Source organism: Streptomyces sp. NPDC048269 (assembly GCF_040652395.1).
Lineage (GTDB): Bacteria > Actinomycetota > Actinomycetes > Streptomycetales > Streptomycetaceae > Streptomyces.
This window is the reverse complement of sequence record NZ_JBEZLW010000027.1, coordinates 58,673-81,651: the sequence shown is the minus strand read 5'-3', so window position 1 is coordinate 81,651 and position 22,979 is coordinate 58,673. Positions and strand designations below refer to the sequence as shown.

Below are 22,979 nucleotides of genomic sequence, written 5' to 3'. Positions count from 1 at the left end.
CCCCTCACGCTCCCGTCTTCCGGCGCCGCAGAGGGGACGCGGCCACCGGGGCCCAGGACACGGCCACGAGGGCAGCTCCGGTCCACAGCGTGGTGTGGAGGGTCGTCAGCTCCGCCAGGAGGCCCGAGGCGGCGGAACCGAGGGCGAGGGCGCCCGTGAGCATGAAGCGGAAAGTGGCGTTCATGCGGCCCAGGAGGGGATCCGGCGTCAGGTGCTGGCGGAGGCTGACCCCGAGGACGTTGTTCGAGCCGGTCTTCATCATGGCCAGCAGCCACCCGCCGCCCGCCAGCCAGAGCCACGGGCCGTGGTCGAGCAGCGGTACCAGCAGCGCCGCCGGGGTCAGGCTCAGCAGCAGGGCGCGGCCGTAGCCCACGCGCGCCGCGAACGGCCGGGCGAGGCGCGCTCCCAGGAGCAGACCCGCGCCGCCCGCCGCCCAGAACAGGCCCAGCGCGGCGGGGGACAGGCCCAGCTCGCTGACGAAGAGCACCGGGAGCATGGTGTTGAGGACCGCGACGCCCAGGTTGTTCAGGGTGGCGGACAGTGCCAGGGCGCGCAGTTCGGGGTGGCCCAGTACGTGCCGCAGCCCCTCCACGATCTGGGACCGCAGAGGGGTACGGGCCCTCGGGGGCGGCGCCGGGGTGGGCCGGACCCGGGTGAGGCGCAGCGCCGAGGCGAGGTACGCGGCCGAGGAGCAGGCCAGCGCGAACGGGGCCGTGAGGGCGGCGATGAGCGCCCCGCCCACGCCGCGGCCGGCGATGTTGGCGGCGGCCATGAGGGTCACCATGGCCGCGTTCGCCCGGACCAGTCCGCCGCGGCCGACGAGTTGGGGAAGCACGCTCTGCGAGCCGACGTCCGAGAAGACGGTGGCGCAGCCGGTGAGCAGGACGACCACGTAGAGCTGCACCAAGGTCAGTACGTCGAGCCACCACGCGAGCGGGAGCGAGGCGAAGAGGAGCCCCCGGGCAAGGTCCGCCGCGATCAGCACGCCGGTGCGCAGCCGGTCGACCCAGGCGCCGGCCGGCAGCCCGATCAGGAGGAAGGCGAGCGTGGACAGCGCGGCGAGGGTGCCGACCTGGGCGGCGGTGGCGTCGAGGGTGGTGAGGGCGAGCAGCGGGACGGCCACGTAGCCGGTGTTGGTGCCGAGCTGGTTGAGGGTGGCGGCGCCGAAGAGGGCGCGGAAGTCCCGGTTGCGCCAGGGAGAGGGCGAAGGGGAGGGAGAGGGCGAAGGGGAGGAGGAAGGCGAGGAGAGCGTGTTGGGGGCCGCTCCGGGAGCCGGTGCAAACCACGTCCGCCGCTCCTGCGGCATGGATGTCATGGACAGAACACTGCCGAGCGCCACCTCGCAGAACAAGTGAAATGTTCTCCATGATCATTTAAGCGATGCTACGTCAGCTCCGACTTGCGGGGTCGTGGCCGGAACTGTGTGGAGGCATGGCAGGCTTGGGGCATGGCCGCTCAGATTTATCCCAGCATCCTGTCCGCCGACTTCGCCCGGCTCGCCGACGAGGCGAAGGCCGTCGAAGGGGCCGACTGGCTTCATGTCGACGTCATGGACAACCACTTCGTCCCCAACCTCACCCTCGGGATGCCGATCGTGGAGTCCCTGAGCAGGGCCACGGAGATTCCGCTGGACCTCCACCTGATGATCGAGAACCCGGACCGCTGGGCCCCGCAGTACGTGGAGGCCGGCGCGGCTTCGGTCACCTTCCACGCCGAGGCCGCGGCGGCGCCGGTGCGCCTCGCGCGGGAGATCCGGGCCAAGGGGGCGCGGGCGTCCATGGCGCTCAAGCCCGCGACGCCGATCGAGCAGTACGAGGACATCCTCCCCGAGCTCGACATGCTGCTGATCATGACGGTCGAGCCGGGCTTCGGCGGCCAGCCCTTTCTCGACATCATGCTGCCCAAGATCCGCCGTACCCGGGAGCTGATCGCCAAGCACGGTCTCGAGCTGTGGCTCCAGGTGGACGGAGGGGTCTCGGCCTCGACCATCGAGCGCTGTGCCGAGGCCGGCGCCGACGTCTTCGTCGCGGGCAGCGCAGTGTACGGCGCGGTCGATCCGGCGGCCGCCGTACGCACGCTGCGTGAGCAGGCGGGCGCGGCGATCGCCGCGGCGCCATGGGCTTGCGACCACTGAACCAAGGGTTGATGAACAGCTCGGTGAACGCTGGCTGTCCAGGCTGATCAACGGCCGTCGGATCTGACAGGATGAACGGCGAGTCGAGAGTGTGAACACGAGAGTGTGAACAGCAGTGAGGAGAACGCGGTGTCTGCAATGTCGGCGGGACGGTCAGCCCTGCGGATGGGACCCGCGGAGCTGGTGCAGGCGGCGGCCATGGCGCGCCGCTTCTACCTGGAGGGCAAGTCCAAGATCCAGATCGCCGAGGAGTTCGGCGTGAGCCGCTTCAAGGTGGCCCGGGTCCTGGAGACCGCCCTCGAACGCGACCTCGTACGGATCGAGATCCGGGTACCGGCGGAACTGGACGCGGAGCGCTCGGACGCGCTCAGGGCCCGCTACGGGCTCCGGCACGCCGTGGTGGTGGAGTCGCCCGCCGACGCCACCGAAGACGCGCCCGACCCGGAGAACCTGGGCGCGGTCGCCGCCGATCTGCTGGGCGAGCTGGTCAACGAGGGCGACGTGCTGGGCCTGGCGTGGGGGCGGTCGACCATTCACATGGCCGCCTCCCTGCACCGGCTGCCCCCGTGCACGGTGGTGCAGCTGACCGGCGTGTACGACGCGGGGACGGCCGAGCGCGGGTCCGTGGAGGCGGTACGGCGGGCCGCGCAGGTCTCGGGCGGGGACGCGCACCCGATCTACGCGCCGATGCTGCTGCCCGACCCCGCGACCGCGGCCGCGCTGCGCAACCAGACGGGGATCGCGCGCGCCTTCGAGTACTTCGACAAGGTCACGGTCGCGGCCGTGTCCATCGGCTCCTGGGAGCCGGGCATCTCCACCGTCCACGACATGCTGACGGACGAGGAGCGGGAGCACTACGCCTCGCTGGGCGTGGCGGCCGAGATGTCCGCCCACCTGTTCGACTCCGAGGGGCGGCGGGTCGGCCGGGACCTCGGCGAGCGGTGCATCACCGTGGAGGCGGACCGGCTGCGGCGGATCCCCGAGGTCGTCGCCATCGCGGGCGGGCTGCGCAAGGCCTCCGCGATCGGGGCGGTGCTGCGGTCGGGGCTGGTGACCAGCCTGGTCACGGACACGGCGGTCGCCGACTACCTGCTCACCGAGTCGGCCCCGGGGCTGCGGCCCGCGCTGGAACGGGCCGACCCCGACGACCTGTAGCCACCATCGGTGTGGATGGTGCCGGAATTGAGATCCGAACGGCGGACCGCGCGGCGGCCTGCTGGGCGCATACTGGTTTCAATGACAAAGTCAGCAGTACCTCGCCGCCATTTGCCGTCCAGCCCGTTCAAGGCCCCCGTGGAACAGCCCATCCGGCAGTTCAGCGTCGGCGACCGGGTTACTCACGATGAGCACGGCCTCGGCCGTGTCGTCGGAATCGAGGAGGGGATCGCTGTTCTCGTCGACTTCGGGTCGGTCCAGAAACGAATCCTGAGTCCCTACACCAAGATGGCCGCGCTCTGAGGCCATCGGGCGATTCGCGAGCGAATCGGATATTTGGCACGATCGGTGCATGATCTTTCGGAACGTGCCCCGATCGTTGCTGCGTGTACTGGGGGCAGTGTTCCTGTGCGCCGCGCTGGTCGGTGCGGTGGGTTGCGGCGGGGAGAAACCCGCGCCTGCCGCCGCCAGCGCCAGCGCCGGCCCCAGCCATGGGGTTCCGGCATGGGCCGAGGGGCTGGCGACCGTACGCGCCGCAGCGCTGCCGGAGCAGGCCCGGGACGTGCTCGCGCTCATCGACAAGGGCGGGCCGTACCCGTACCGCCAGGACGGGACCGTCTTCGGGAACTTCGAGAAGGTCCTGCCCCAGCAGCAGCGCGGCTACTACCACGAGTTCACCGTGAGGACGCCGGGGGAGCGTGACCGCGGGGCCCGGCGGCTCGTGACGGGTGAGGGTGGGGAGTTCTTCTACACGGACGACCACTACGAGACCTTCAAGGCGGTTCTCCGATGACCCTCGACCCGCAGCCGCTCGCCCCTGCGCTCGCCGCCGCCGAAGCCGCGGGCTGGACCACACTCAGGCTGGACCTGGACGGCGTACGCGGCAAGGCGGAGCTGATGCGGCGCTGCGAGGGTGCCTTGCGGCTGCCGGACTGGTTCGGCGGGAACTGGGACGCGCTGGCGGACGCGCTGAGGGATCTGTCGTGGCTGCCGGGTGCGGGTGCGGGTCCGGATGCCGATGCGGGTGTTGGTGGGCGGCTCGTCGCCGTGACCTCGTGGCGGGGCTTTGCCGAGGCGCGGCCGGGGGACTGGGAGACGCTCGTGGAGATCCTGGAGGAGGCCGTGGATTTCTGGCGCGGGGCGGAGGGGGTGCCGCAGCTGACTGTGCTGCTGGCCGAGCCGGGGTCGGGGCCCGGGCCGGACGCGTGGGCTCCGCCCCCGACCCCGCGCCTCAAGCGCCGGCGAGGCTGAAAGACCGGGGCTCCGCCCCCGGACCCCGCGCCTCAAGCGCCGGCGAGGCTGAAAGACCGGGGCTCCGCCCCCGACCCCGCGCCTCAAACGCCGGCGGGGCTGGGTGTGGTCGGCGGGGCTGAGTGTGGCTGGGTGGAACTGGGTGGGGACTGTGGGGTGAGGGGTGGGGGGCGGGAAGGGGTTCTGCGCCCCCCACGGCTCGGGGTCAGTTCGTTGTGCTCTTCGGGATCCATGGTGGGGTCTGGCCCCAGGACCAGGACGGGATTTTGGCCGCGTCGACCGGGGGCGGGTTGGGGCCCGAGTAGATCAGGGCCATGCGGGTGCCCCACTCGATGTAGTAGACGAACACCGCGCGGAACTCCGGGTCCGTCGGGAGGCCGACCTCGTCGGCCGTGTCCAGGAGCAGGTCCACCCAGCGGCGGCGCTGCTTCTCGGTGATCGCACGGCCCAGGTGTTTGGTGGCCATGTGCTGGTGGCCGCCGTGGTGGGCGGAGTAGTCCGACGGGCCGCCGAAGACCTCCGACAGCCAGACCGCGACGTGCTGCGGGTGCTCCGAGTCCATACCGGCGAAGACCGGTGCCAGGATCTCGTCCCGCAGGGCGTGGGCGTAGAAGGCGTCGGTGAGGCGGTTCATCGCCTCCGCGCCGCCCATCCACTCGTAGATGGTGGGTGTCGTGCTCATGGTTACCCTGCGGCCTTTCCCGTGCCCGCGATGTCCGTCACCGTGTAGTGCTGCATTTCCTCGATCGCCGTCACGTACGGCCGGATCGCGCTGAAGAAGGCCGGGAAGTGCTCGCCCTTGCGGAAGCCGTTGAGGTGGGCGTCGACCGAGGTCCAGCGGATGCGGAGGATGTAGCGCTCCTTCTCCTCCTCGCAGCGTGCCAGCTCGTAGTCGATGCACTCGGGCGAGGCGGCCAGGGCCTCGGCCGCCCGGGTGTACGCGTCCTCGAACGCCTGCTGGTCGTCCAATGCGATCCGGTAGCGGATGTATTCGACGGTGGTCGTCATGGTGCGTGCCTCTCCCTGGATGGTGGTCGTGGCCAGCCTTACGGGATCATGCGTGCCCGTGGGGGGATTGCGCTATTCGGACTCGGACTTCCTGGAGTCCGTGCCCTCCGACACGTCCGGGCCCTGCGCGCGGACCTGGTGGACCTTGTCCAGGGAGTCGCGCAGCTCCGTCAGCCAGGTGTCGGTGTTGCGGCCCACCAGGCGGACGCACCAGGCGAGGGCGTCGGCCCGGCTGCGGGCCACGCCGCCGGCGACCAGGGTGTCGAGGACCTGGCGTTCGGACTGGCGGAGGCGGGTCATGACCGGGACGGCGAGGTGGGTGAAGAGCGTGGTCTCCTCGCCCACCCGCACGCCCCAGGCGACCTTGCGGCGGTAGAGCTCCTCGGCCTCGCGGGCGACCTCGATGCGCTGTTCGCGGGTGCGTTCGCGGAACTCCTTGACCGACTCGGTCGCCGGGACGGTGCCGACGACCGTGATCTCCTCGCGGTCGGCCGTGACCGAGACGAGGGACTCGTAGACGTCCACCGGCAGACGCTCGGCGAACCACACGCGGAGCTGTTCGCTCTGTTCGGCTGTAATCATGTAATTAACGTTGCATCCGGTGGATGCTTGATCGCAAGCGTTTCACGCTTCCGGATGTCGCAGCGTTCTCAGCCCATCGAGCGGTAGCGGTGGATCAGGGAGACCGCCATCGCGCCCTCGCCGACGCCGGACGCGACCCGCTTCACCGAGTGCGCCCGCACGTCGCCCGCCGCGAAGACACCCGGCACACTGGTCTCCAGCGGGTACGGAGCCCGCTCCAGGCTCCACTCGGCCGGGAGCTCGCCGCCGTTCGCGATCAGGTCCGAACCGGTGAGGACGAAGCCGTACTCGTCCCGCTCGACGACACCCGAGAGCCAGTCGGTGTGCGGACGGGCGCCGATGAACGTGAACATGAAACGGGCCGGGATCTCCGTGTCCTCGCCCGTCTCCCCGTCGTGGAGGGTCAGCCGTTCCAGGTGCTCGTCGCCGTCCAGCCGCACCACCGTCGTACGGACCCGCACCTCGATGTTCGGGGTGCGGTCGATCTCGTCGATCAGGTAGCGGGACATGCTCGCGTCCAGCGAGGCCGCGCGGACCAGGATCGTCACGCGGGCGGCGTACTTGGCGAAGTGCACCGCGGCCTGCCCGGCGGAGTTGGCGCCGCCCACGATGAACACGTGCTGCGAGATGCACGCCGAGCTCTCGGTGGTGGCCGCGCCGTAGTAGAGACCGGCTCCCTCGAAGCGGTCCGCACCGGGGGCGTCGAGGCGGTTGTACGAGACCCCGGTGGCGAGGAGGACCGTCTCGGCGGAGATCTCCGTGCCGTCGGCCAGGGTGAGGATCTTCGCAGGGTCGTCCCGGGTCAGCGAGACCACCTCCACCGGGTGCAGGATCTCGGCGCCGAACCGGGAGGCCTGGATGGTGGCCCGGCGGGTCAGGTCGCCGCCCGAGAGGCCCGAGGGGAAGCCGAGGTAGTTCTCGATCAGGCTGGAGGTGCCGGCCTGGCCGCCCGGGGCGCGGGAGTCCAGCATGAGGGTCGAGAGGCCCTCGGAAGCCGAGTACACCCCGGCCGCGAGGCCCGCGGGTCCCGCGCCGACGATGACGCACTCGTAGTGCGGGCGGGAGGCGGTGGTGGCCAGGCCCAGGCGCTGGGCGAGCTCGGTGTCGGTGGGCGCGGAGAGCACCGACCCGTCCGGGAAGCGGACCAGCGGGAGCGCCGCGTCGGCATGGGCGGCGGCGATCACGGTCAGCGCTTCGGGGTCCCGCTCCACGTTGAGGAAGCGGAACGGCTGGCCGTTGCGGGTGAAGAAGTCCCGCACGGCGTGGGTGCCGGGGGAGACCAGGTGGCCGGCGACGATGATCCCGTCGTACGCGGGCCGGTAGGTGGCCAGCCAGTCCGACAGCAGGTCGTCCAGCACGGGGAAGAGCCGCTCGTGCGGCGGGTCCCACGGCTTGAGCAGGTAGTAGTCCAGCCGGACCCGGTTGATGGCGGTGATCGCCGCGTCGGTCTCCGCGTACGCGGTCAGCAGCACGCGGCGGGCGTCCGGGAAGCGGCTGACCGCCTCCAGCAGGAACTCGACACCGGTGACGTCCGGCATCCGCTGGTCCACGAGGAACAGCGCCGGGTCGTGCCCGCGTTCGTCGAGGGAGTCCAGGATCTTCAGGGCGTCGGCGGCCGACGAGGCGCCGAGCACCCGGTACCGGTCGCCGTAGGCGCTGCGCAGGTCGCGGCGGACGGCGCGGAGCACCTGCGGATCGTCGTCCACGGCCAGGATGACGGGCTTCTTGTTCTCCACGTGCTCGGCGGCGGCCGCCACGGTGGCCGCGCTCTCCGGGGCCGCGCTCACGCCGGGTCCAGCATCAGCTTGTCGGCGTAGCACCAGGCCCAGTCCTCGCCGGGCTCGTGCGAGGCCGCGATGGGGTGCTCGGTGGTGCGGTAGTGGCGGGTGGCGTGACGGTTCTTGGAGGAGTCGCAGCATCCGACGTGCCCGCAGCTGAGGCACATCCGCAGGTGCACCCAGCTGTCGCCGGCGATGAGGCACTCCTCGCAGCCCTCGGTTCCGGGCTTCACCGGACGTATCCGATCGATGTGTGTGCACAACAGGTCCATCGTCATCGTCCCCGTCCCTCTCCTCGTGCTCACTCGTCCACACAGTGCGTGCGCCCGTGATTCACGACGCGTCCAGACCATAGGGCGCGGCTCTGGTAATGGTTCAGTGATTCGGCCGAAGTCAGGTAGTCCTGAAGCTACTTCATGACGTCGGCGGGCGACTTCCTGAAGTGACCCCATGAGGTGGCCCGCTACCTCACGAAGTCGCACACCGGCGCTTTGACGAAGGCTCTGGGCACGGCCAGTGTGGGGGACGCCAACGACAACAGGCGGCGCCTGGAGGAATACGTGAGCAGAAAGATTCTGGTCATTGTCTCCGAACACGGTTACTGGGCCGAAGAACTGATAGGGCCCGTATCCAAGTTCGATGAGCGGGGCTACGAGGTCATATTCGCCACGCCGACCGGAAAGCGTGCACACGCTCTTCCGCCGAGCCTCGACGCGAACTACATCGATCCTCCACTGGGACGCTCGGTCACCACCGCGGAGAACGCCCGGCTGGGGCGGGAGTTCGAGCAGTCGAGCCGGCTGGACTCGCCGCTCGACATCGAGGCGTGGGTCCCGGAGCGCCCGTACACCAGCGACGAGGGCTATCTGCGGAAGCTGGAGCAGTACCACCGCGATCTGGACAAGCTCGACGCCGACATCGCCGGCTACGACGCGATCCTCATCGTCGGCGGCAGCGGCCCGATCGCCGACCTCGCCAACAACGAGCGCGTGCACGCCCTGATCCTGGCCTTCCAGAAGGCCGGCAAGATCGTGGCCGCGGAGTGCTACGGGGTCGCCTGCCTGGCCTTCGCCCGGGACTGGAGCGACCGCAAGAGCATCATCTGGGGCAAGCACGTGACCGGCCACTGCAAGGAGTACGACTACAAGGACGGCACCGGATTCCTCGGTACCGACTTCAACATGGGGCCGCCGCCGTATCCGCTGGAATACATCCTGCGCGACGCGACGGGCCCGCGCGGGGCGTACCACGGGAATTTCGGCAAGCCGGTCTCGGTCATCGTCGACTTCCCGTTCGTGACCGGACGTTCCACCCCTGACTCGTACCTCACGGGACAGAAGATCGTGGAAGTCCTGGAGGACGGTCTCACCCGTTACGGCTGGTAATTCCGGCAACTCGTGGGAATGAGGGGGAGTTCGATGAACACCGGAGCCACTCCCGGACGGGAAAGGCTGATCGAGCAGTTCAAGGCCGACGGCCTGAATGTGATGTTCGGAAATCCTGGGACGGTGGAACAGGGATTCCTCGACGCGGTGGACGCGGCCGAGGACTTCCAGTACGTCCTCGCCCTCCAGGAGACCGTGGCCGCCGGTATCGCCGACGGATACGCCCGGTCGACCGGCGGCGCGGCGCTCCTTCAGCTGCACTCCGGGGTGGGGCTGGGCAACGGCATCGGCATGCTCTACCAGTCGCTGCGCGGCCACACCCCGCTCGTCGTGGTCGCCGGTGACGCCGGGGTGCGCTACGACGCCATGGACGCCCAGATGGCTTCCGACCTGGTGGCTATGGCCAAGCCGGTGACGAAGTACGCGACCCGCGTCACCGACCGGTACTCCGTGCTCCGCACCATCCGGCGGGCCGTGAAGATCGCGCTCACCCCGCCCCGCGGGCCCGTGTTCGTGGCGCTGCCGATGGACGTGCTGGACGAGCTCAACTCCGAGCCCGTCCTGCCCTCCACGGTGCCGCTCACGGACGTGGCGCCCTCGCCGGCCTCGGTGGGTCGGGCGGCCGATCTGCTCGCCTCCGCCGAGCGTCCGGTCGTCCTGATCGGGGACGGGGTCTCGCTCTCCGGGGCGCAGAACGAACTGGCCGCCGTCGCCGAGCTGCTCGGCGCGGACGTGTACGAGGTCGACTCCTCCGAGGTCAACATCGCGGCCTCGCACCCGCTGCGGCGGGGCCAGACGGGCCACATGTTCGGCCCGCACAGCAAGGAGCTCGTCGGGGACGCCGACGGGGTGCTGATCGTCGGCACCTATGTCTTCCCGGAGGTGTTCCCCGAGCTGGAGAGCCCCTTCCGGGAGGGCGCGAAGGTCGTGCACATCGACCTCAACGCGTACGAGATCGCCAAGAACCACCCGGTGGACCTGGGCCTCGCCGCGGATCCCAAGCAGGCGCTGCGCGCGCTGGCCGGCGTACTGGAGCACCGGCTGACCCCGCAGCGGCGGGCGGCCGCCGCCGCCAGGCTCGACGCACGGACCCGGGAGCGGGCCCGCGACGCGCGGGCGCAGGCGCGGACCGACGACGGTACGCCGATGGCGGTCTTCCTGCGGACCCTGGCCGAACGCACCGGCGGGGACCTGATCGTCTTCGACGAGGCGCTGACCACCTCCCCGCTGGTCACGAAGTACCTGCCGGCGGAGCGCCCGGGCGACTACCACCTCACCCGGGGCGGTTCGCTGGGCGTGGGCTTCCCGGGCGCGGTCGGCGCCAAGCTCGCCCGCCCGGACCGGCTCGTCGTCGGCTTCGCGGGCGACGGCGGGTCGATGTACACGTACCAGGCGCTGTGGACGGCGGCCCGGCACGGCATCGACGCCAAGTTCGTGGTCTGCAACAACCGCAAGTACCGGCTGCTGGACGACAACATCACCCAGTACTGGCGGGAGCGGGACATCCCCGAGCACGGGTTCCCGGGCTCCTTCGACCTCTCCCACCCCGAGATCGACTTCGCCGGGCTGGCGCGGTCGCTCGGCGCCGGCGGGATGCGGGTGGAGAAGCCGGACGAGGCGGCCGCCGCCGTGAGCCGGATGCTGGCCCACCCCGGTCCGTTCCTCGTCGACATCCAGATCTGACCAGAGCAGTCACGCAGCACAGAACAGGAGGAGACCGCATGCCCGCCGAGCGGCAGTTGACCGAGGACGCGATCCGCAGTTTCGCCGAGGACTGGTACGTGGCGCTGGACCGGCACGTGGGGCTGGCCGAGGTGCTCGCCCTGATCACCGAGGACCTGGAGTTCAAGGTCCCCGAGGACACGTTCCTCGGCCACCAGGGCTTCGGCCGCTGGTACGAGGCCGTCACCAACCGGTTCTTCGACGAGGTGCACACGGTCACGAAGGTGGAGCCCGTCATCGAGGGTGACCGGGCGATCGTCCGGGTGCTCGTCAACTGGCAGGCCAAGGTATGGGACCCGCCGGCGGCGCGCAGCCAGTGGCTCGGGTTCGACGCCGACCAGACCTGGACCGTGGTCGCCGGTCCCGACGGACCGCTGATCAAGCAGTACACCGTCAACGACCTGGCGCCGATGCCCGGTTCCGGCTCCCTCTGACCGCCGGCGAAGGAGAGGCCACGATGACCGAAGTGACAGGGGAGCGGGTGCGGGCGGCCTATGCCGCCCTCGGCTCCGGCGACCGGGCGCGCATCCTGGAGTACTACTCCGAGGACCTGCGCTGGCTGGTACCGGGCAACCACCCCCTCGCCGGCTGGTACGAGAGCCTGGACGCCTTCCTGGAGCTGATGGGGCAGACCCACAAGCTCACGGGCGGCACCTTCCGGATGGACCTGGAAGCGGTGCTCGTCGGCGAGGACTGTTCCGCCGACGTGTGCCGCAACGTCGCCCTGCGGGACGGCGCGGCCCAGGACAGCCGGTCCCCGTACGAGCGGATGGACTACCCGGTCTTCCACTTCATGCGGTGGAGGGACGGCCGGATCGTCGAGGGCCGCGACGGGCTCTTCGGCGACTCGGCCTCCGCCTTCAGCCAGTTCTGGGCGCCGTTCGCGCCGGACGGAACCCGCAGGGACCGATAGGGGGATGAGGGACGCCATGGATGCGCGAGAGATCCTGACGAAGTACTACGAGTACGCCAACGCCGGGGACTGGGACCGCTGGTGCGACCTGTTCGCCGACGACCAGGTCATGGACGAGCAGCTCGCCGGCCACATCGAGGGCCTCGAACTGCTGCGCTCGATGATGAAGGGCATGGGCACCATGTACCGGGTCTTCCGGAACGAGCCCGTGCACTTCCTCGTCGACAATGACGGGCAGAAGGCCGCCGCCGTATCCCACCTGACCGCGGTCAGCGCCTCGGGCGAGTCCATCGAGGCCGAGGTCATGAACTTCTTCCGGATCGTGGACGGAAAGATCGCCTACATGGCGAACTACCACGACACCGTCCCCTTCCAGGTGCTGGGCCAGGGCTGAGGGGGACCCATGAGCGTGGAAGAGTACGACTACATCGTCGTGGGATCCGGTACCGCGGGAAGTGTCCTCGCCAGCCGCCTCTCCGAGGACCCGGACGCCACCGTCCTCGTGCTGGAGGCGGGCGGCTCCCGGATCCCGCCCGAGGTGGACGACCCGTCCTCCTGGTACAAGCTGCTCGGCGGGCCCGTGGACTGGGGCTACACCAGCACCCCGCAGCCCGGCCTGGGCGGCCGCCGCACCTACGAACCGCGCGGCAAGGCCCCCGGTGGCAGCAGCAACCTCTACATCATGATGCACATCCGGGGCCACGCCTCGGACTTCGACAACTGGGCCTACCAGGGCGCGGCCGGCTGGGCGTACGAGGACGTGCTCCCGTACTTCGCCCTCCTGGAGGGCCAGGAGGACGCCACCGCCGCCACCACCGGCACCCGCGGCCCCCAGCGCATCACCAACGCCGGGCAGCACGGCCCCAACCCGGTCTCCCGCGCCTTCATCGACGCGGCCGTCGAGCTGGGGCACCAGGAGATCGCCGACTTCAACACCGACGGTCCCCGGCGCGGCCTCTTCGGCACCGGCTGGCACCACATCGACGTGGCCGACGGCCGCCGCCAGGGCGCCCTCGCCTCGTACCTGGAGCCCGCGCTCGACCGCTCCAACCTGACCCTGCGCACCAGCGCGCAGAGCACCCGGCTGCTCTTCGACGGGGACACCTGCACGGGCGTCGAGTACGTCCAGCTCCAGGCTCCCGCCGAGTTCCCGGGCCGGACGGTCGCGGACGGCCACAGCACCACCGCCGGGCCCGGGCTGCACACCGTACGGGCCCGCCGGGAGGTGATCGTGGCCGCCGGGGCGATCGAGTCCCCCAAGCTGCTGCTGCTCTCCGGCATCGGGCACCCGCACCAGCTGCGCGAACACGGCATCGAGGTCACCGCGGCCCTGCCCGGGGTCGGCGAGAACTTCCACAACCACGTCCTGACCGGGCTGATGGCCGAGGTCACCCAGGAGCTCCCGCCGCCGGCGCAGAACCTGTCGGAGAGCGCTCTGTTCCTGTCCTCGCGGCCGGGGCTGCCCGCGCCGGACCTGCAGATCGCCTTCGTCCACGTGCCCTTCGACGTGATCGTCGGCCAGGACCACCCGAACACGGTGTCCATCCTGCCCGGCGTCGTACGGCCCGTCTCGCGCGGCTGGATCAAGCTCGCCAGCGCCGACCCGCTGGCCCACCCGCTGATCAACCCGAACTACCTGGGCGACCGGTGGGACCTGGAGCGAATGGTGCAGGGCGTCAAGACCGCCCGGGACATCTTCGCGACCTCCGCCTTCTCACCCTGGTACAAGCAGGAGCTCCAGCCCGGGCCGGGCGCCGTTTCCGACGACGACCTGCGCACCTTCGTGAAGCAGAAGTCGGAGAGCTACCACCATCAGGCCGGCTCCTGCCGCATGGGCATCGGCGACCTCTCCGTCGTCGACCCCGAGCTGCGGGTGCACGGCGTACGGAACCTGCGCGTCGTCGACGCGAGCGTGATGCCCGCGGTCCCGTCGGGCAACTGCCACACCGCCATCGCGATGATCGCCGAACGCGCGGCGGACTTCCTGAAGGGGGCGTCCCGTGCCTGACGCCGTACTGCGCGAGGGCGCGCTGAGCGGGACCCGGATCGCGGTCCTGGTCGAGAGCGACTTCTACGAGCCGGAGATCTTCTACTACCAGCACCGGTTCGCGGAGGAGGGCGCCGAGGTCGACTTCCTGACCCGGCTGTGGGGCAACGACTCCATCACCTTCTCCGGCCACGAGTACCGGGCGCCCTTCACCGCCACCCAGTCCCTGGAGGGGCTGAGCGACGACGAGCTGCGCCGGTACGCGGCGGTCATCGTGCCCTCGGGCATGGTGGCCGACCGACTGCGCTACACCGAGGACGTGGACCGGCTGGCCCCGGCGACCGAGCTGCTGCGGCGGGCCTTCGAGGAGCCGACGGTCCTGAAGGGGATCATCTGCCACGGCATGTGGCTGGCCTCCTCGATCCCCGGCAAGATCCGCGGCCGCAAGGTGGTCTGCCACAACAACCTCATCGGCGACGTCCGCAACATGGGCGGCGAGTACGTCGACGAGGACGTGGTCGTCGACGGCGACCTGGTCACCGGCCGCACCGGCGCCCACCACCACCTCTTCGCCCGCCGGATCATCGAGCTGATCGCGGCCGGGCGGGGCCGGGGGGCGGCCTGATGGCCGGGCTGACCTGGTCGCACGTGGGCCTGAACTGCGCGGACCAGAAGACCACCGAGGAGTTCTACACCCGGTACTTCGGCTTCACCCGGGCCCGGGTGGTCGACCTGGGGGAGGCCCAGATCGTGTTCCTGCGCAAGGGGGACGCGTACCTGGAGCTCTTCGCGGCCGGCGCCGAACCGGCTCGGCCGGCGCACGACGACGGGCCGCAGGCCCCGGGGCGGATGCGCCACCTGGCCTTCCAGACCGACAGCGTGGACGCGTTCCTGGCGGAGCTGGGCGACGCGGCCGAAGTGACCCTGGGGCCGCTGGACTTCGACGACTTCATCTGCGGCTGGCGGACCGTGTGGGTCCGCGACCCCGACGGAGTGATCGTCGAGATCAGCCAGGGGTACGAGGACGACGGCACAAAGGGCGGCACCCAGGGCGGCACTCAGCGCAGCACTGCCGACCGCACTCACGACCGTACGCACGAGGGCTCTCACGACAAGGACGGTGCATGACATGGCGGATGCCGTGAGCTTCTCCTTCTCCGACACCATCGCCGGATACGTCACCCGCTTCGACTCCGGCTCGCGCGTGCTGGGTCTGAAGACCTCCGACGGGCGTGCCTTCGACGTCTCGCTCGCCGGTGACCCCAGCGCCGAGCTGGTCCGCAACCTGGACGAGCCCTACATCGACGCCTCCGGCCACATCGACGAGATGCTGTCGCCGGGCCGGTTCCTCTTCGTCTACGGAATCCACTACCCGGAGCACGGCGGGCGTTTCGACGCCAAGCGCCTGGTGTTCCTGGGCCGCGGAGCCGAGGACTACCGCTTCGAGGAGCCCAGCTGGTGGATCAAGCAGATCGAGTCGCTGGCCGACTTCTACAAGCGGGCGCAGTTCGGCGACGGGCCGGTGGACTTCACCGAGTACCGCACCGAGATCCGGCTCGGCGGTGACAAGACAGCGAGCCACGTCCAGGAGACCGACACGATCTCCCGCCTGGTCTACGGCATGGCCTCGGCCTACCTGCTGACCGGCAAGGACGAGTACCTGGAGGTCGCCGAGCGCGGCACCGAGTACCTGCGCAAGCACATGAGGGTCGTGGACAGCGAGGAGGACGTGGTCTTCTGGTACCACGGCATCAGCGTCGACGGGGACAGCGAGCGCAAGCTGTTCACCTCGGAGTTCTCCGACGACTACGACGCGATCCCGATGTACGAGCAGATTTACGCGCTGGCCGGCCCGATCCAGACGTACCGGGTGACCGGTGACATCCGGATCAAGAACGACGCGGACGCCACCATCCGGCTGTTCGACAAGTTCTTCTTCGACCCGGAGCAGGGCGGTTACTACTCGCACATCGACCCGATCCTCTTCAGCGCCGACCACGAGTCCCTCGGCGAGAACGCCGAGCGCAAGAACTGGAACTCGGTCGGCGACCACGCGCCCGCGTACCTGATCAACCTGTACCTGGCGACCGGCGACCAGAAGTACGCCGACTTCCTCGAGTACACCTTCGACACGATCGCGGACAAGTTCCCGGACTACAAGAACAGCCCCTTCGTCCAGGAGCGCTTCAACCGGGACTGGTCGCACGACACCCAGCACAGCTGGCAGCAGAACCGCGCGGTGGTCGGCCACAACCTGAAGATCGCCTGGAACCTGATGCGGATGAACTCGCTGAAGGCCAAGCCGGCCTACGAGGAGCTCGCCAAGAAGATCGGCGAGATCATGCCGGCGGTCGGCAGCGACGTGCAGCGCGGTGGCTGGTACGACGTCGTGGAGCGGATCAAGTCCGGGGACGAGGAGACGTATCGTTTCGCCTGGCACGACCGCAAGGCCTGGTGGCAGCAGGAGCAGGCGATCCTCGCCTACCTCATCCTGAACGGCACGGTCGGAGGCGAGGCGAACCTGCGCGAGGCAAGGCAGGCGCAGGCCTTCTACAACACCTTCTTCCTCGATCACGACGAGGGCGCCGTCTACTTCAACGTGCTCGCCAGCGGTACGCCGTACCTGCTCGGCACGGAGCGGCTCAAGGGCAGCCACTCGATGTCCATGTACCACTCGGCGGAGCTCTGCTACCTCTCCGCCGTTTACAACAACCTCCTGATCAACGGCCGGGAGATGGACTTCCACTTCCAGCCCGACCCGACCAACCTGCCCGACCGCGTCCTGCGCGTCTCGCCCGACCTGCTCCCGGCCGGCTCGGTGCGGATCGCGTCCGTCGAGATCGACGAGAAGCCCTACACGGACTTCGACGCGGACGCCCTCACCGTACGGCTGCCCGACGTCCAGGGGCGGGTGAAGGTCAAGGTCCGGCTGCGTCCAGTGGCCAAGAAGTAGCGCTCAACGGGGGGCGCCCCAACCAGAGGGGAAAGCAATGACTCTCAACGTCAAGGAACGCCGGAACAAGACGGGCACCGTGCTCGTCGCCACCGGTGAGATCAACAGCGAGACATCCGGCTCGCTGCTCCAGGCGCTGCTGCCGCTCGTGCGCGAGGGCAAGCCGCTGAAGATCGACCTCACCGCGGTCACCTACGTCTCCAGCGCGGGCCTGCGCACCCTGCTCGTGGTCTACCGCGAGGCCCAGCACGCCGGCGTCGCCGTCACCCTCTACGGGGTGAGCGAGGAAGTCCGGTTCGTCATGTCGGCCACCGGGTTCCTCGACTTCTTCGAGACCGGCGAGGCGGCGGCCGCGGCCGCCAAGGCCAAGGCCAAGGCCGCGCGATGAGCGAGGCACAGGCCGAGCAGGTCCTGCGCGTCGACGCGTACCCGACCCACGAGGTGGGCGGGTACCGCGTCCGCGCCGGCAAACCGTTCCCCTTCGGGGCCAATGTGGTCCCCGGCGGGGTCAGCTTCTCCGTCTTCTCCGACCAGGCCACCTCCATGACCCTGGTCATCTACAAGCGCGGAGAGCCCGAGCCGATGGCCGAGCTGGAGTTCCCCGAGGAATTCCGCACCGGCAGCGTCTTCGCCATGACGGTCTTCGGCCTCGACCACGAGAACATCGAGTACGGGTACCGGGCCGACGGCCCCTACGACCCGGTCACCGGCCACCGCTTCGACGCCCGGCAGGTGCTCTCCGATCCGTACGCCCGGCTGATCGCCGGCCGCGACGTGTGGGGCGTGGAGCCGGACCGCAGCCGCGGCTACCAGTACCGCTCCCGGGTCTGCCTCCAGGACTTCGACTGGGGCGACGACACCCCGCTGGGCATCCCCGCCGAGGACCTCGTCGTCTACGAGACCCACGTGCGCGGCTTCACCCGGCACCCCTCCTCGGGCGTCACCGCCCCCGGCACCTTCGCGGGGCTGCGCGAGAAGATCCCGTACCTCAAGGAACTCGGGGTGAACTGCATCGAGCTGCTCCCCGTCTTCGAGTTCGACGAGAGCGACAACCCGCGCTCCAACCCGGAGACCGGCGAGAAGCTCTTCGACTACTGGGGCTACAACACCGTCTCGTTCTTCGCGCCGAAGGCCGGCTACGCGGCCACCGGACGATACGGGATGCAGGGCGACGAGTTCCGCACCCTGATCAAGGACCTGCACGCGGCCGGCATCGAGGTCATCCTCGACGTCGTCTTCAACCACACCGCCGAGGGCAACGAGCAGGGCCCGACGATCTCCTTCAAGGGGCTCGACAACGCCACGTACTACATGCTCACGCCCGAGGGGTACTACTTCAACTTCAGCGGCACGGGCAACACCGTCAACTGCAACCACCCCGTCGTGCGCAACTACGTACTCGACTGCCTGCGCCACTGGGTCGCCGACTACCACATCGACGGCTTCCGCTTCGACCTCGCGGCCATCCTCGGCCGGGCCCTGGACGGCACGCCGCTGCCCAACCCGCCGCTGCTGGAACTGCTCGCCTACGACCCGGTGCTGCGGCACACCAAGCTCATCGCCGAGGCCTGGGACGCGGGCGGCCTCTACGAGGTCGGCAACTTCCCGGCGTACGGCCGCTGGGCGGAGTGGAACGGGAAGTACCGCGACACCGTGCGCAGCTTCCTCAAGGGCGACCCCGGGGTGACCGGCGAACTGGCCACCCGCATCGCCGGCTCGCCCGACCTGTACGCCACCCGCGGCACCGCCGCCTCGGTCAACTTCCTGACCGCGCACGACGGTTTCACCCTCGCCGACCTGGTCTCCTACAACGACAAGCGCAACGAGGCCAACGGCGAGAACAACAACGACGGCGCCAACGACAACAACAGCTGGAACTGCGGCGCCGAGGGGCCCACCGACGATCCCGAGGTCAATCTGCTCCGGACCCGGCAGATGAAGAACGCCCTCGCCATCCTCTTCACCAGTCAGGGCATCCCGATGCTGCTGGCCGGCGACGAGGTCGCGCGGAGCCAGCAGGGCAACAACAACACGTACTGCCAGGACAACGAGCTCTCCTGGTTCGACTGGGACCAGGTCGACGACAACACCGAACTGCTCCGGTTCACGCGCGAGATGATCGCCTTCCGCAAGCGCCACCGCGAGCTGCGCTCCACCGCCCACCCCACCGGACAGGTACGCGAGAACCTGGGCCTGCCGGACATCAGCTGGCACGGGGAGCGGGCCTGGCAGCCCGACTGGTCGGCCGAGAGCCGGCTGCTGGCGGTGGCCCGTTGCGGCACCGGCGACGACGACGTGGTGTACGTGGCCATGAACTCGCACTGGGAGTCGCACGACCTGGAACTGCCCGCGCTGCCCGGCGGGCGGAGCTGGCACCTGTTCGCCGACACGGGGGCCGAGGCGCCGCACGACATCCGCACCCCGGGCACCGAGCAGGAACTGGACAACGCCGGGAAGTACCTGATCGGCCCGCGGTCGGTCGTGATCCTGGTGGGCCGCACCAATGATCCCGAGATGCTGTGACCGAAGGAGACCTGACATGCCGCTTTCCGTGTCCCTGAGCATCGAGGGCGACACCACCGTGATCGAACTGACGGGCGAACTGGACGCCAAGACCGCACCGGACTTCCACCAGACCATCGAGAAGGCCGCCGGACACGGCACCAGCACCGTCGAGATCAGGATGGCCGGCGTCGGCTACATGGCCAGCGCCGGACTGCGCTCCCTGGTCTTCGCCCAGCAGAAGGTCGCGAACAACGTCACCATCAAGGTGGTCGGTGCCATCGAGCCCGTGTCCCGGACCATCCGGACGGCAGGGCTCGACCGGAGCATCGTCCTCTCCGATGAGTGACCGCCGTGAGTGACATGGTCGAACTGGCGAGGACGCCCGTCGTACTGGAGGTGCCCGCGACGGTCGGGGCACTGGGCGAGATCGCCTCGTTCGTCCTGCGGCTGGCCGGACGGGCGGGCCTGGACAAGGGCGCCGCCTACCGGCTCCGGCTGGCCGTGGACGAGCTGGCCACGAACATCGTGATGCACGGGTACCGGGGCGGCGACGGACGGATCACCGTCCGCGGCCGCTCCGGCCCGGGCGGGGTGCAGATCACCATCGAAGACGCCGCACCCGCCTTCGACCCCGTCGAAGGCCGCCTTCCGCCCGCCCCCGGGGTCGCCCCCGAGGAACGGCGGATCGGCGGCCTCGGCATCCACCTGGCGCTGACCAGCGTGGACGAGTTCAGCTACGCGCACAGGGACGGCCGCAACATCAGCACGCTGACAGTGAAGGCTGAGGGGACGGACCCATGCCCTCCACGACCGTGATCATCCTCGACGAGTACCCGCCCCCGCCGCCCGAGCTGCTGACGGCGCTGCGGACCATGGACGCGCAACTCGTCACCCGTACGCTTACGGAGCTCCGGGAAGGCCCGCAGGAACTGCTGCCCGTCGCGGACGTGCTGCTCGCCCCGGCCGAGTCGGACGGGGAGTCCGTACGGCTGGCCGTACGCCGGCTGCGCCGCTGGGCCGGGGCCCCCATCGTGGTCGTCTGGACGGTGACCGAGTTCGCCGCCCTGGAGGAACACGTCCGGATCGGGCACGACTACCTCGTCCCGCCCTTCCTGCCCGCCCTCGTCGGGGCCCGGCTGCACAGCTGCTCGGAGCGCGCCGGACTCGGCCGCACCCTGCGCGAAGCCGACGCCCGCGCCGAACTCATGGGCTACGAGAAGGAGCTGGAGATCGGCCGCGAGATCCAGGCCGGGTTCCTGCCCGAATCGATGCCCGTCCCGGAGGGCTGGGAGATCGACGTCCGGTTCCGGCCGGCCCGGCAGGTCGCCGGGGACTTCTACGACGTCTTCGAGATATCCCGCGGCCGACGGCTCGCGTTCGTCGTCGCCGACGTCTGCGACAAGGGGGTCGGGGCGGCGCTCTTCATGGCGCTCATCCGCTCGCTGCTGCGGCACACCGCGGAGAACAGCGGCCTCCAGCACCTGGTCGCCGCCGGACGCGCGGGTGGCAGCCGGCGGATCCCGGTGGTCGGTGCCACTCCGCTGCTCAACGCGGTCACCGCCACCAACGGCTACCTCACCCGCAACCACCTGCGGCAGGGCTACTTCGCCACCCTGTTCTTCGGCGTGCTCGACCCGCTGACCGGCAGTCTCGTCTACATCAACGGCGGCCACAACCCGCCGCTGCTGCTGCGCGCCGACGGCAGCGGACCCCTCCCGCTGGACGTCACCGGCCCGGCCGTCGGGGTCCTGCCCGACTGCGTGTACACGCTCGGCTACGCCCAGCTGGACCACGGCGACACGCTCTTCGCCTTTACGGACGGCGTCCCCGAGGCCCGCTGTCCCAACGGCAGCTTCCTCGGTGACGAACGGATGCTGGAACTGCTCACCGGTGCGCCTGTGAGCGGCAAGGACGTGGTCGACCGGATGGACCTGGCGGTGCGCGAGCACACCGGCACCGCCGAACAGCACGACGACGTCACCATGCTGGCCCTGCACCGGCCACGCGCGGCGCGGGGGCCGCACGCGGACCGTACGGCGGTGGCCTGATGACCCGCACCATCGTCGTGCACTCGCACCGCGGTGGCACTGGCAAGTCCTCGGTACTGGCGAACCTCGCGCTGCTGATCGCGGCCGAGGGGCGCCGGGTGGGAGTGGTGGACACCGACATCCAGTCACCCACCCTGGACCTGCTGTTCCGGCTCGGACCCGGCGCTTCCCTGGCCGACTACCTGCTCGGCCGCTGCGAGATCGAGGCCGCGGCCCAGCAGGTGGGCGCGCCCGGACTGTACGTCGTACCGGCCCGTACCGGCACCGCGGCCCTGCGCGAGCTCATGACCAGCGGCTATGACGTGGGCATGCTCCCGGAGGGGTTCGACAGGCTGGCCGGGCACTACGCCCTCGACGTGCTGCTGCTCGACACCCACGCCGGGCTGAACAACGAGTCGGTCACCGCCATGGCGAGCGCCGACGTGCTGATGATCATGGCTCGGGCCGACCGGATCGACCTCTCCGGGGTCGAGGAGACCATCGCGCTCGCCGGGCGCCTTGCCTGCCGGCGGACCGTGGTGCTGAGCATGGCCCCCGAGGGCATCGACCGGGAACAGGCCCGGCGGCGCACGGAGGAGGTCTACTGCGCACCCCTGGCCGGAATCCTTCCGTACTCGCCGGAAATGGCGTCTCTGTACGGAGAGCGCATATTCGCAGAAGCCCATCCCGACCACCCTCTGGTCGGTGAATTCCGCACCATCATCTCGGCGTTGGACGCACGTGACGAAGTATCACGGGCCTGACGCCGTCCCCTTACGCCCCCTGCAGGGGCCGTGTTGAATCGGCAGCGAATCCAGAACAAGGAGAGAATCATGAAGATTCTCGTCGTCATGACGGCCAAGGCCACGCTCCATCTGCTGGACGGCGAACAGCACCCCTCGGGATTCTGGGCCGAGGAATTCGTCGTTCCCTACCAGTTGTTCAAGGCCGCCGGACACGCCGTGGACGTGGCGACGATCGGGGGCCAGGCCCCGACCGTCGACCAGACGAGCATCGATCCCCAGTTCCTCCAGTGGGTCCGCCCGCAGGGCTCGCCGGACGAGGATGCGGCCAACGCCGCCGAGTACGTCCGGGTCATCGAGAACACCCCCCAGCTGCAGGCCCCCCTCGCGCTGGAGTCCCTGACCGAGAAGGACATCGCCGACTACGACGGCGTCTACGTCAGCGGCGGCCACGGCGCGATCGGTGACCTGCCGAAGTCCGACGAACTCGCGCAGATCCTGCGCTGGGTCATCGCCCAGGACAAGCCGCTCGCCACCGTGTGCCACGGCCACACCTCGCTGCTCGCGCTGCGAGACGGCGAGGGCCACTGGCCCTTCGAGGGCTACCGGATGACGGCCTTCTCGCACAGCGAGGAACTCGTCACCAACATGGCCGGGCGGCTCCCGCTGATCCTGGAGGTCGAGCTCACCCGGCTCGGCGCCCGCTACGAGAAGGCCGAAGCGATCTGGGACTCGCACGTCGTCGTGGACCGCAAGCTGACCACCGGCCAGAACCCGTACTCCTCCAAGGCCCTCGCCGAGACCTTCTTAGCGCAGCTCGCGAAGGGCTAGTACCG

27 protein-coding genes are annotated in these 22,979 nt (G+C 69.8%); 21 read left to right on the top strand and 6 right to left on the bottom strand.

Annotation, left to right across the window (positions count from 1 at the left end):
- Positions 1-4: 4 nt before the first annotated feature.
- Positions 5-1,315, bottom strand: a complete 1,311-nt coding sequence (locus AB0D48_RS25485; protein ID WP_362401263.1) for an MFS transporter — start codon at positions 1,313-1,315, stop codon at positions 5-7.
- 132 nt (positions 1,316-1,447) lie between these two features.
- On the opposite strand from AB0D48_RS25485, the gene rpe reads away from it, so the two are divergent.
- The 5 genes from rpe (at position 1,448) to AB0D48_RS25460 (ending at position 4,540) form a co-directional block, all read left to right on the top strand.
- Complete coding sequence (gene rpe / locus AB0D48_RS25480) at positions 1,448-2,134, top strand: ribulose-phosphate 3-epimerase (RefSeq protein ID WP_362401260.1); 687 nt, start codon at positions 1,448-1,450, stop codon at positions 2,132-2,134.
- Between the two features lie 138 nt (positions 2,135-2,272).
- On the top strand, positions 2,273-3,289 hold the full coding sequence (locus AB0D48_RS25475) for a sugar-binding domain-containing protein (protein ID WP_362401296.1): 1,017 nt from the start codon (positions 2,273-2,275) through the stop codon (positions 3,287-3,289).
- Positions 3,290-3,370: 81 nt separating this feature from the next.
- Positions 3,371-3,592 (top strand): CarD family transcriptional regulator, encoded by a 222-nt coding sequence (locus tag AB0D48_RS25470; RefSeq protein ID WP_189740325.1) that lies wholly within the window; start codon positions 3,371-3,373, stop codon positions 3,590-3,592.
- A gap of 49 nt (positions 3,593-3,641) precedes the next feature.
- Positions 3,642-4,082 carry a ribonuclease domain-containing protein gene (locus AB0D48_RS25465; RefSeq protein ID WP_362401256.1) on the top strand — a complete coding sequence of 147 codons (441 nt, stop codon included), beginning with the start codon at positions 3,642-3,644 and terminating at the stop codon, positions 4,080-4,082.
- Positions 4,079-4,540: a barstar family protein gene (locus AB0D48_RS25460; protein ID WP_362401253.1), complete on the top strand. Its 462-nt coding sequence runs from the start codon at positions 4,079-4,081 to the stop codon at positions 4,538-4,540. The genes AB0D48_RS25465 and AB0D48_RS25460 overlap by 4 nt, the downstream gene beginning before the upstream one ends.
- A gap of 205 nt (positions 4,541-4,745) precedes the next feature.
- Here AB0D48_RS25460 and AB0D48_RS25455 read toward each other — a convergent pair whose 3' ends face one another.
- The 5 genes from AB0D48_RS25455 to AB0D48_RS25435 all read right to left on the bottom strand — a co-directional run bounded on the left by AB0D48_RS25455 (position 4,746) and on the right by AB0D48_RS25435 (position 8,186).
- A complete protein-coding gene (locus AB0D48_RS25455) occupies positions 4,746-5,222 on the bottom strand; it encodes a group II truncated hemoglobin (protein ID WP_362401250.1) in 477 nt (158 codons plus the stop codon).
- Positions 5,223-5,224: 2 nt separating this feature from the next.
- Positions 5,225-5,548, bottom strand: a complete 324-nt coding sequence (locus AB0D48_RS25450; RefSeq protein WP_362401247.1) for an antibiotic biosynthesis monooxygenase family protein — start codon at positions 5,546-5,548, stop codon at positions 5,225-5,227.
- 72 nt (positions 5,549-5,620) lie between these two features.
- Positions 5,621-6,130, bottom strand: a complete 510-nt coding sequence (locus tag AB0D48_RS25445; RefSeq protein WP_362401244.1) for a hypothetical protein — start codon at positions 6,128-6,130, stop codon at positions 5,621-5,623.
- 68 nt (positions 6,131-6,198) lie between these two features.
- Complete coding sequence (locus tag AB0D48_RS25440; RefSeq protein WP_362401293.1) at positions 6,199-7,866, bottom strand: FAD-dependent oxidoreductase; 1,668 nt, start codon at positions 7,864-7,866, stop codon at positions 6,199-6,201.
- Positions 7,867-7,913: 47 nt separating this feature from the next.
- Complete coding sequence (locus AB0D48_RS25435) at positions 7,914-8,186, bottom strand: UBP-type zinc finger domain-containing protein (protein WP_362401241.1); 273 nt, start codon at positions 8,184-8,186, stop codon at positions 7,914-7,916.
- Between the two features lie 282 nt (positions 8,187-8,468).
- On the opposite strand from AB0D48_RS25435, the gene AB0D48_RS25430 reads away from it, so the two are divergent.
- From AB0D48_RS25430 to AB0D48_RS25355, 16 genes are all read left to right on the top strand, one after another.
- Positions 8,469-9,293 (top strand): type 1 glutamine amidotransferase domain-containing protein, encoded by an 825-nt coding sequence (locus AB0D48_RS25430; protein ID WP_362401238.1) that lies wholly within the window; start codon positions 8,469-8,471, stop codon positions 9,291-9,293.
- Positions 9,294-9,326: 33 nt separating this feature from the next.
- A complete protein-coding gene (locus AB0D48_RS25425; RefSeq protein ID WP_362401236.1) occupies positions 9,327-10,976 on the top strand; it encodes a thiamine pyrophosphate-binding protein in 1,650 nt (549 codons plus the stop codon).
- Positions 10,977-11,014: 38 nt separating this feature from the next.
- Positions 11,015-11,449, top strand: a complete 435-nt coding sequence (locus AB0D48_RS25420) for a nuclear transport factor 2 family protein (RefSeq protein WP_362401233.1) — start codon at positions 11,015-11,017, stop codon at positions 11,447-11,449.
- 23 nt (positions 11,450-11,472) lie between these two features.
- Positions 11,473-11,928 carry a nuclear transport factor 2 family protein gene (locus AB0D48_RS25415; RefSeq protein WP_362401230.1) on the top strand — a complete coding sequence of 152 codons (456 nt, stop codon included), beginning with the start codon at positions 11,473-11,475 and terminating at the stop codon, positions 11,926-11,928.
- A gap of 16 nt (positions 11,929-11,944) precedes the next feature.
- Complete coding sequence (locus AB0D48_RS25410) at positions 11,945-12,322, top strand: nuclear transport factor 2 family protein (protein ID WP_362401227.1); 378 nt, start codon at positions 11,945-11,947, stop codon at positions 12,320-12,322.
- Between the two features lie 9 nt (positions 12,323-12,331).
- Positions 12,332-13,936 carry a GMC oxidoreductase gene (locus AB0D48_RS25405; RefSeq protein WP_362401224.1) on the top strand — a complete coding sequence of 535 codons (1,605 nt, stop codon included), beginning with the start codon at positions 12,332-12,334 and terminating at the stop codon, positions 13,934-13,936.
- Positions 13,929-14,540 (top strand): DJ-1/PfpI family protein, encoded by a 612-nt coding sequence (locus AB0D48_RS25400; RefSeq protein WP_362401221.1) that lies wholly within the window; start codon positions 13,929-13,931, stop codon positions 14,538-14,540. The genes AB0D48_RS25405 and AB0D48_RS25400 overlap by 8 nt, the downstream gene beginning before the upstream one ends.
- Positions 14,540-15,043 (top strand): VOC family protein, encoded by a 504-nt coding sequence (locus AB0D48_RS25395; protein ID WP_362401218.1) that lies wholly within the window; start codon positions 14,540-14,542, stop codon positions 15,041-15,043. Before AB0D48_RS25400 ends, AB0D48_RS25395 begins: the two co-directional genes overlap by 1 nt.
- A gap of 1 nt (position 15,044) precedes the next feature.
- Positions 15,045-16,868, top strand: a complete 1,824-nt coding sequence (locus AB0D48_RS25390) for an AGE family epimerase/isomerase (RefSeq protein WP_362401215.1) — start codon at positions 15,045-15,047, stop codon at positions 16,866-16,868.
- A gap of 37 nt (positions 16,869-16,905) precedes the next feature.
- Complete coding sequence (locus tag AB0D48_RS25385) at positions 16,906-17,256, top strand: STAS domain-containing protein (protein WP_215147956.1); 351 nt, start codon at positions 16,906-16,908, stop codon at positions 17,254-17,256.
- A complete protein-coding gene (gene glgX / locus AB0D48_RS25380) occupies positions 17,253-19,391 on the top strand; it encodes a glycogen debranching protein GlgX (RefSeq protein WP_362401211.1) in 2,139 nt (712 codons plus the stop codon). Before AB0D48_RS25385 ends, glgX begins: the two co-directional genes overlap by 4 nt.
- A 16-nt stretch (positions 19,392-19,407) precedes the next feature.
- Positions 19,408-19,719 carry an STAS domain-containing protein gene (locus AB0D48_RS25375; protein ID WP_215147958.1) on the top strand — a complete coding sequence of 104 codons (312 nt, stop codon included), beginning with the start codon at positions 19,408-19,410 and terminating at the stop codon, positions 19,717-19,719.
- Positions 19,720-19,733: 14 nt separating this feature from the next.
- Positions 19,734-20,189 (top strand): ATP-binding protein, encoded by a 456-nt coding sequence (locus AB0D48_RS25370; protein ID WP_362401289.1) that lies wholly within the window; start codon positions 19,734-19,736, stop codon positions 20,187-20,189.
- Positions 20,171-21,421, top strand: coding sequence for a PP2C family protein-serine/threonine phosphatase (locus AB0D48_RS25365; protein WP_362401207.1), 1,251 nt, complete (start codon positions 20,171-20,173; stop codon positions 21,419-21,421). The genes AB0D48_RS25370 and AB0D48_RS25365 overlap by 19 nt, the downstream gene beginning before the upstream one ends.
- Positions 21,421-22,164, top strand: a complete 744-nt coding sequence (locus tag AB0D48_RS25360) for a MinD/ParA family protein (RefSeq protein ID WP_362401204.1) — start codon at positions 21,421-21,423, stop codon at positions 22,162-22,164. Before AB0D48_RS25365 ends, AB0D48_RS25360 begins: the two co-directional genes overlap by 1 nt.
- Before the next feature lie 69 nt (positions 22,165-22,233).
- Entirely contained in the window at positions 22,234-22,974 is a 741-nt protein-coding gene (locus AB0D48_RS25355; protein WP_362401200.1) for a type 1 glutamine amidotransferase domain-containing protein, read from the top strand.
- The last annotated feature ends 5 nt before the right edge of the window (positions 22,975-22,979 follow it).

Bases quoted from the DNA above. Each gene is read 5' to 3' on its own strand.
- AB0D48_RS25485 (WP_362401263.1), bottom strand. From the start codon at position 1,315: ATGACATCCATGCCGCAGGAGCGGCGGACGTGGTTTGCACCGGCTCCC.
- AB0D48_RS25420 (WP_362401233.1), top strand. From the start codon at position 11,015: ATGCCCGCCGAGCGGCAGTTGACCGAGGACGCGATCCGCAGTTTCGCC.
- AB0D48_RS25425 (WP_362401236.1), top strand. From the start codon at position 9,327: ATGAACACCGGAGCCACTCCCGGACGGGAAAGGCTGATCGAGCAGTTC.
- AB0D48_RS25455 (WP_362401250.1), bottom strand. From the start codon at position 5,222: ATGAGCACGACACCCACCATCTACGAGTGGATGGGCGGCGCGGAGGCG.
- AB0D48_RS25395 (WP_362401218.1), top strand. From the start codon at position 14,540: ATGGCCGGGCTGACCTGGTCGCACGTGGGCCTGAACTGCGCGGACCAG.
- AB0D48_RS25365 (WP_362401207.1), top strand. From the start codon at position 20,171: ATGCCCTCCACGACCGTGATCATCCTCGACGAGTACCCGCCCCCGCCG.
- AB0D48_RS25375 (WP_215147958.1), top strand. From the start codon at position 19,408: ATGCCGCTTTCCGTGTCCCTGAGCATCGAGGGCGACACCACCGTGATC.
- AB0D48_RS25475 (WP_362401296.1), top strand. From the start codon at position 2,273: ATGTCGGCGGGACGGTCAGCCCTGCGGATGGGACCCGCGGAGCTGGTG.
- AB0D48_RS25360 (WP_362401204.1), top strand. From the start codon at position 21,421: ATGACCCGCACCATCGTCGTGCACTCGCACCGCGGTGGCACTGGCAAG.
- AB0D48_RS25355 (WP_362401200.1), top strand. From the start codon at position 22,234: ATGAAGATTCTCGTCGTCATGACGGCCAAGGCCACGCTCCATCTGCTG.
- AB0D48_RS25370 (WP_362401289.1), top strand. From the start codon at position 19,734: ATGGTCGAACTGGCGAGGACGCCCGTCGTACTGGAGGTGCCCGCGACG.
- AB0D48_RS25405 (WP_362401224.1), top strand. From the start codon at position 12,332: ATGAGCGTGGAAGAGTACGACTACATCGTCGTGGGATCCGGTACCGCG.
- AB0D48_RS25460 (WP_362401253.1), top strand. From the start codon at position 4,079: ATGACCCTCGACCCGCAGCCGCTCGCCCCTGCGCTCGCCGCCGCCGAA.
- AB0D48_RS25465 (WP_362401256.1), top strand. From the start codon at position 3,642: ATGATCTTTCGGAACGTGCCCCGATCGTTGCTGCGTGTACTGGGGGCA.
- AB0D48_RS25450 (WP_362401247.1), bottom strand. From the start codon at position 5,548: ATGACGACCACCGTCGAATACATCCGCTACCGGATCGCATTGGACGAC.
- AB0D48_RS25445 (WP_362401244.1), bottom strand. From the start codon at position 6,130: ATGATTACAGCCGAACAGAGCGAACAGCTCCGCGTGTGGTTCGCCGAG.
- AB0D48_RS25410 (WP_362401227.1), top strand. From the start codon at position 11,945: ATGGATGCGCGAGAGATCCTGACGAAGTACTACGAGTACGCCAACGCC.
- AB0D48_RS25390 (WP_362401215.1), top strand. From the start codon at position 15,045: ATGGCGGATGCCGTGAGCTTCTCCTTCTCCGACACCATCGCCGGATAC.
- AB0D48_RS25415 (WP_362401230.1), top strand. From the start codon at position 11,473: ATGACCGAAGTGACAGGGGAGCGGGTGCGGGCGGCCTATGCCGCCCTC.
- AB0D48_RS25470 (WP_189740325.1), top strand. From the start codon at position 3,371: ATGACAAAGTCAGCAGTACCTCGCCGCCATTTGCCGTCCAGCCCGTTC.
- AB0D48_RS25435 (WP_362401241.1), bottom strand. From the start codon at position 8,186: ATGACGATGGACCTGTTGTGCACACACATCGATCGGATACGTCCGGTG.
- AB0D48_RS25385 (WP_215147956.1), top strand. From the start codon at position 16,906: ATGACTCTCAACGTCAAGGAACGCCGGAACAAGACGGGCACCGTGCTC.
- glgX (WP_362401211.1), top strand. From the start codon at position 17,253: ATGAGCGAGGCACAGGCCGAGCAGGTCCTGCGCGTCGACGCGTACCCG.
- rpe (WP_362401260.1), top strand. From the start codon at position 1,448: ATGGCCGCTCAGATTTATCCCAGCATCCTGTCCGCCGACTTCGCCCGG.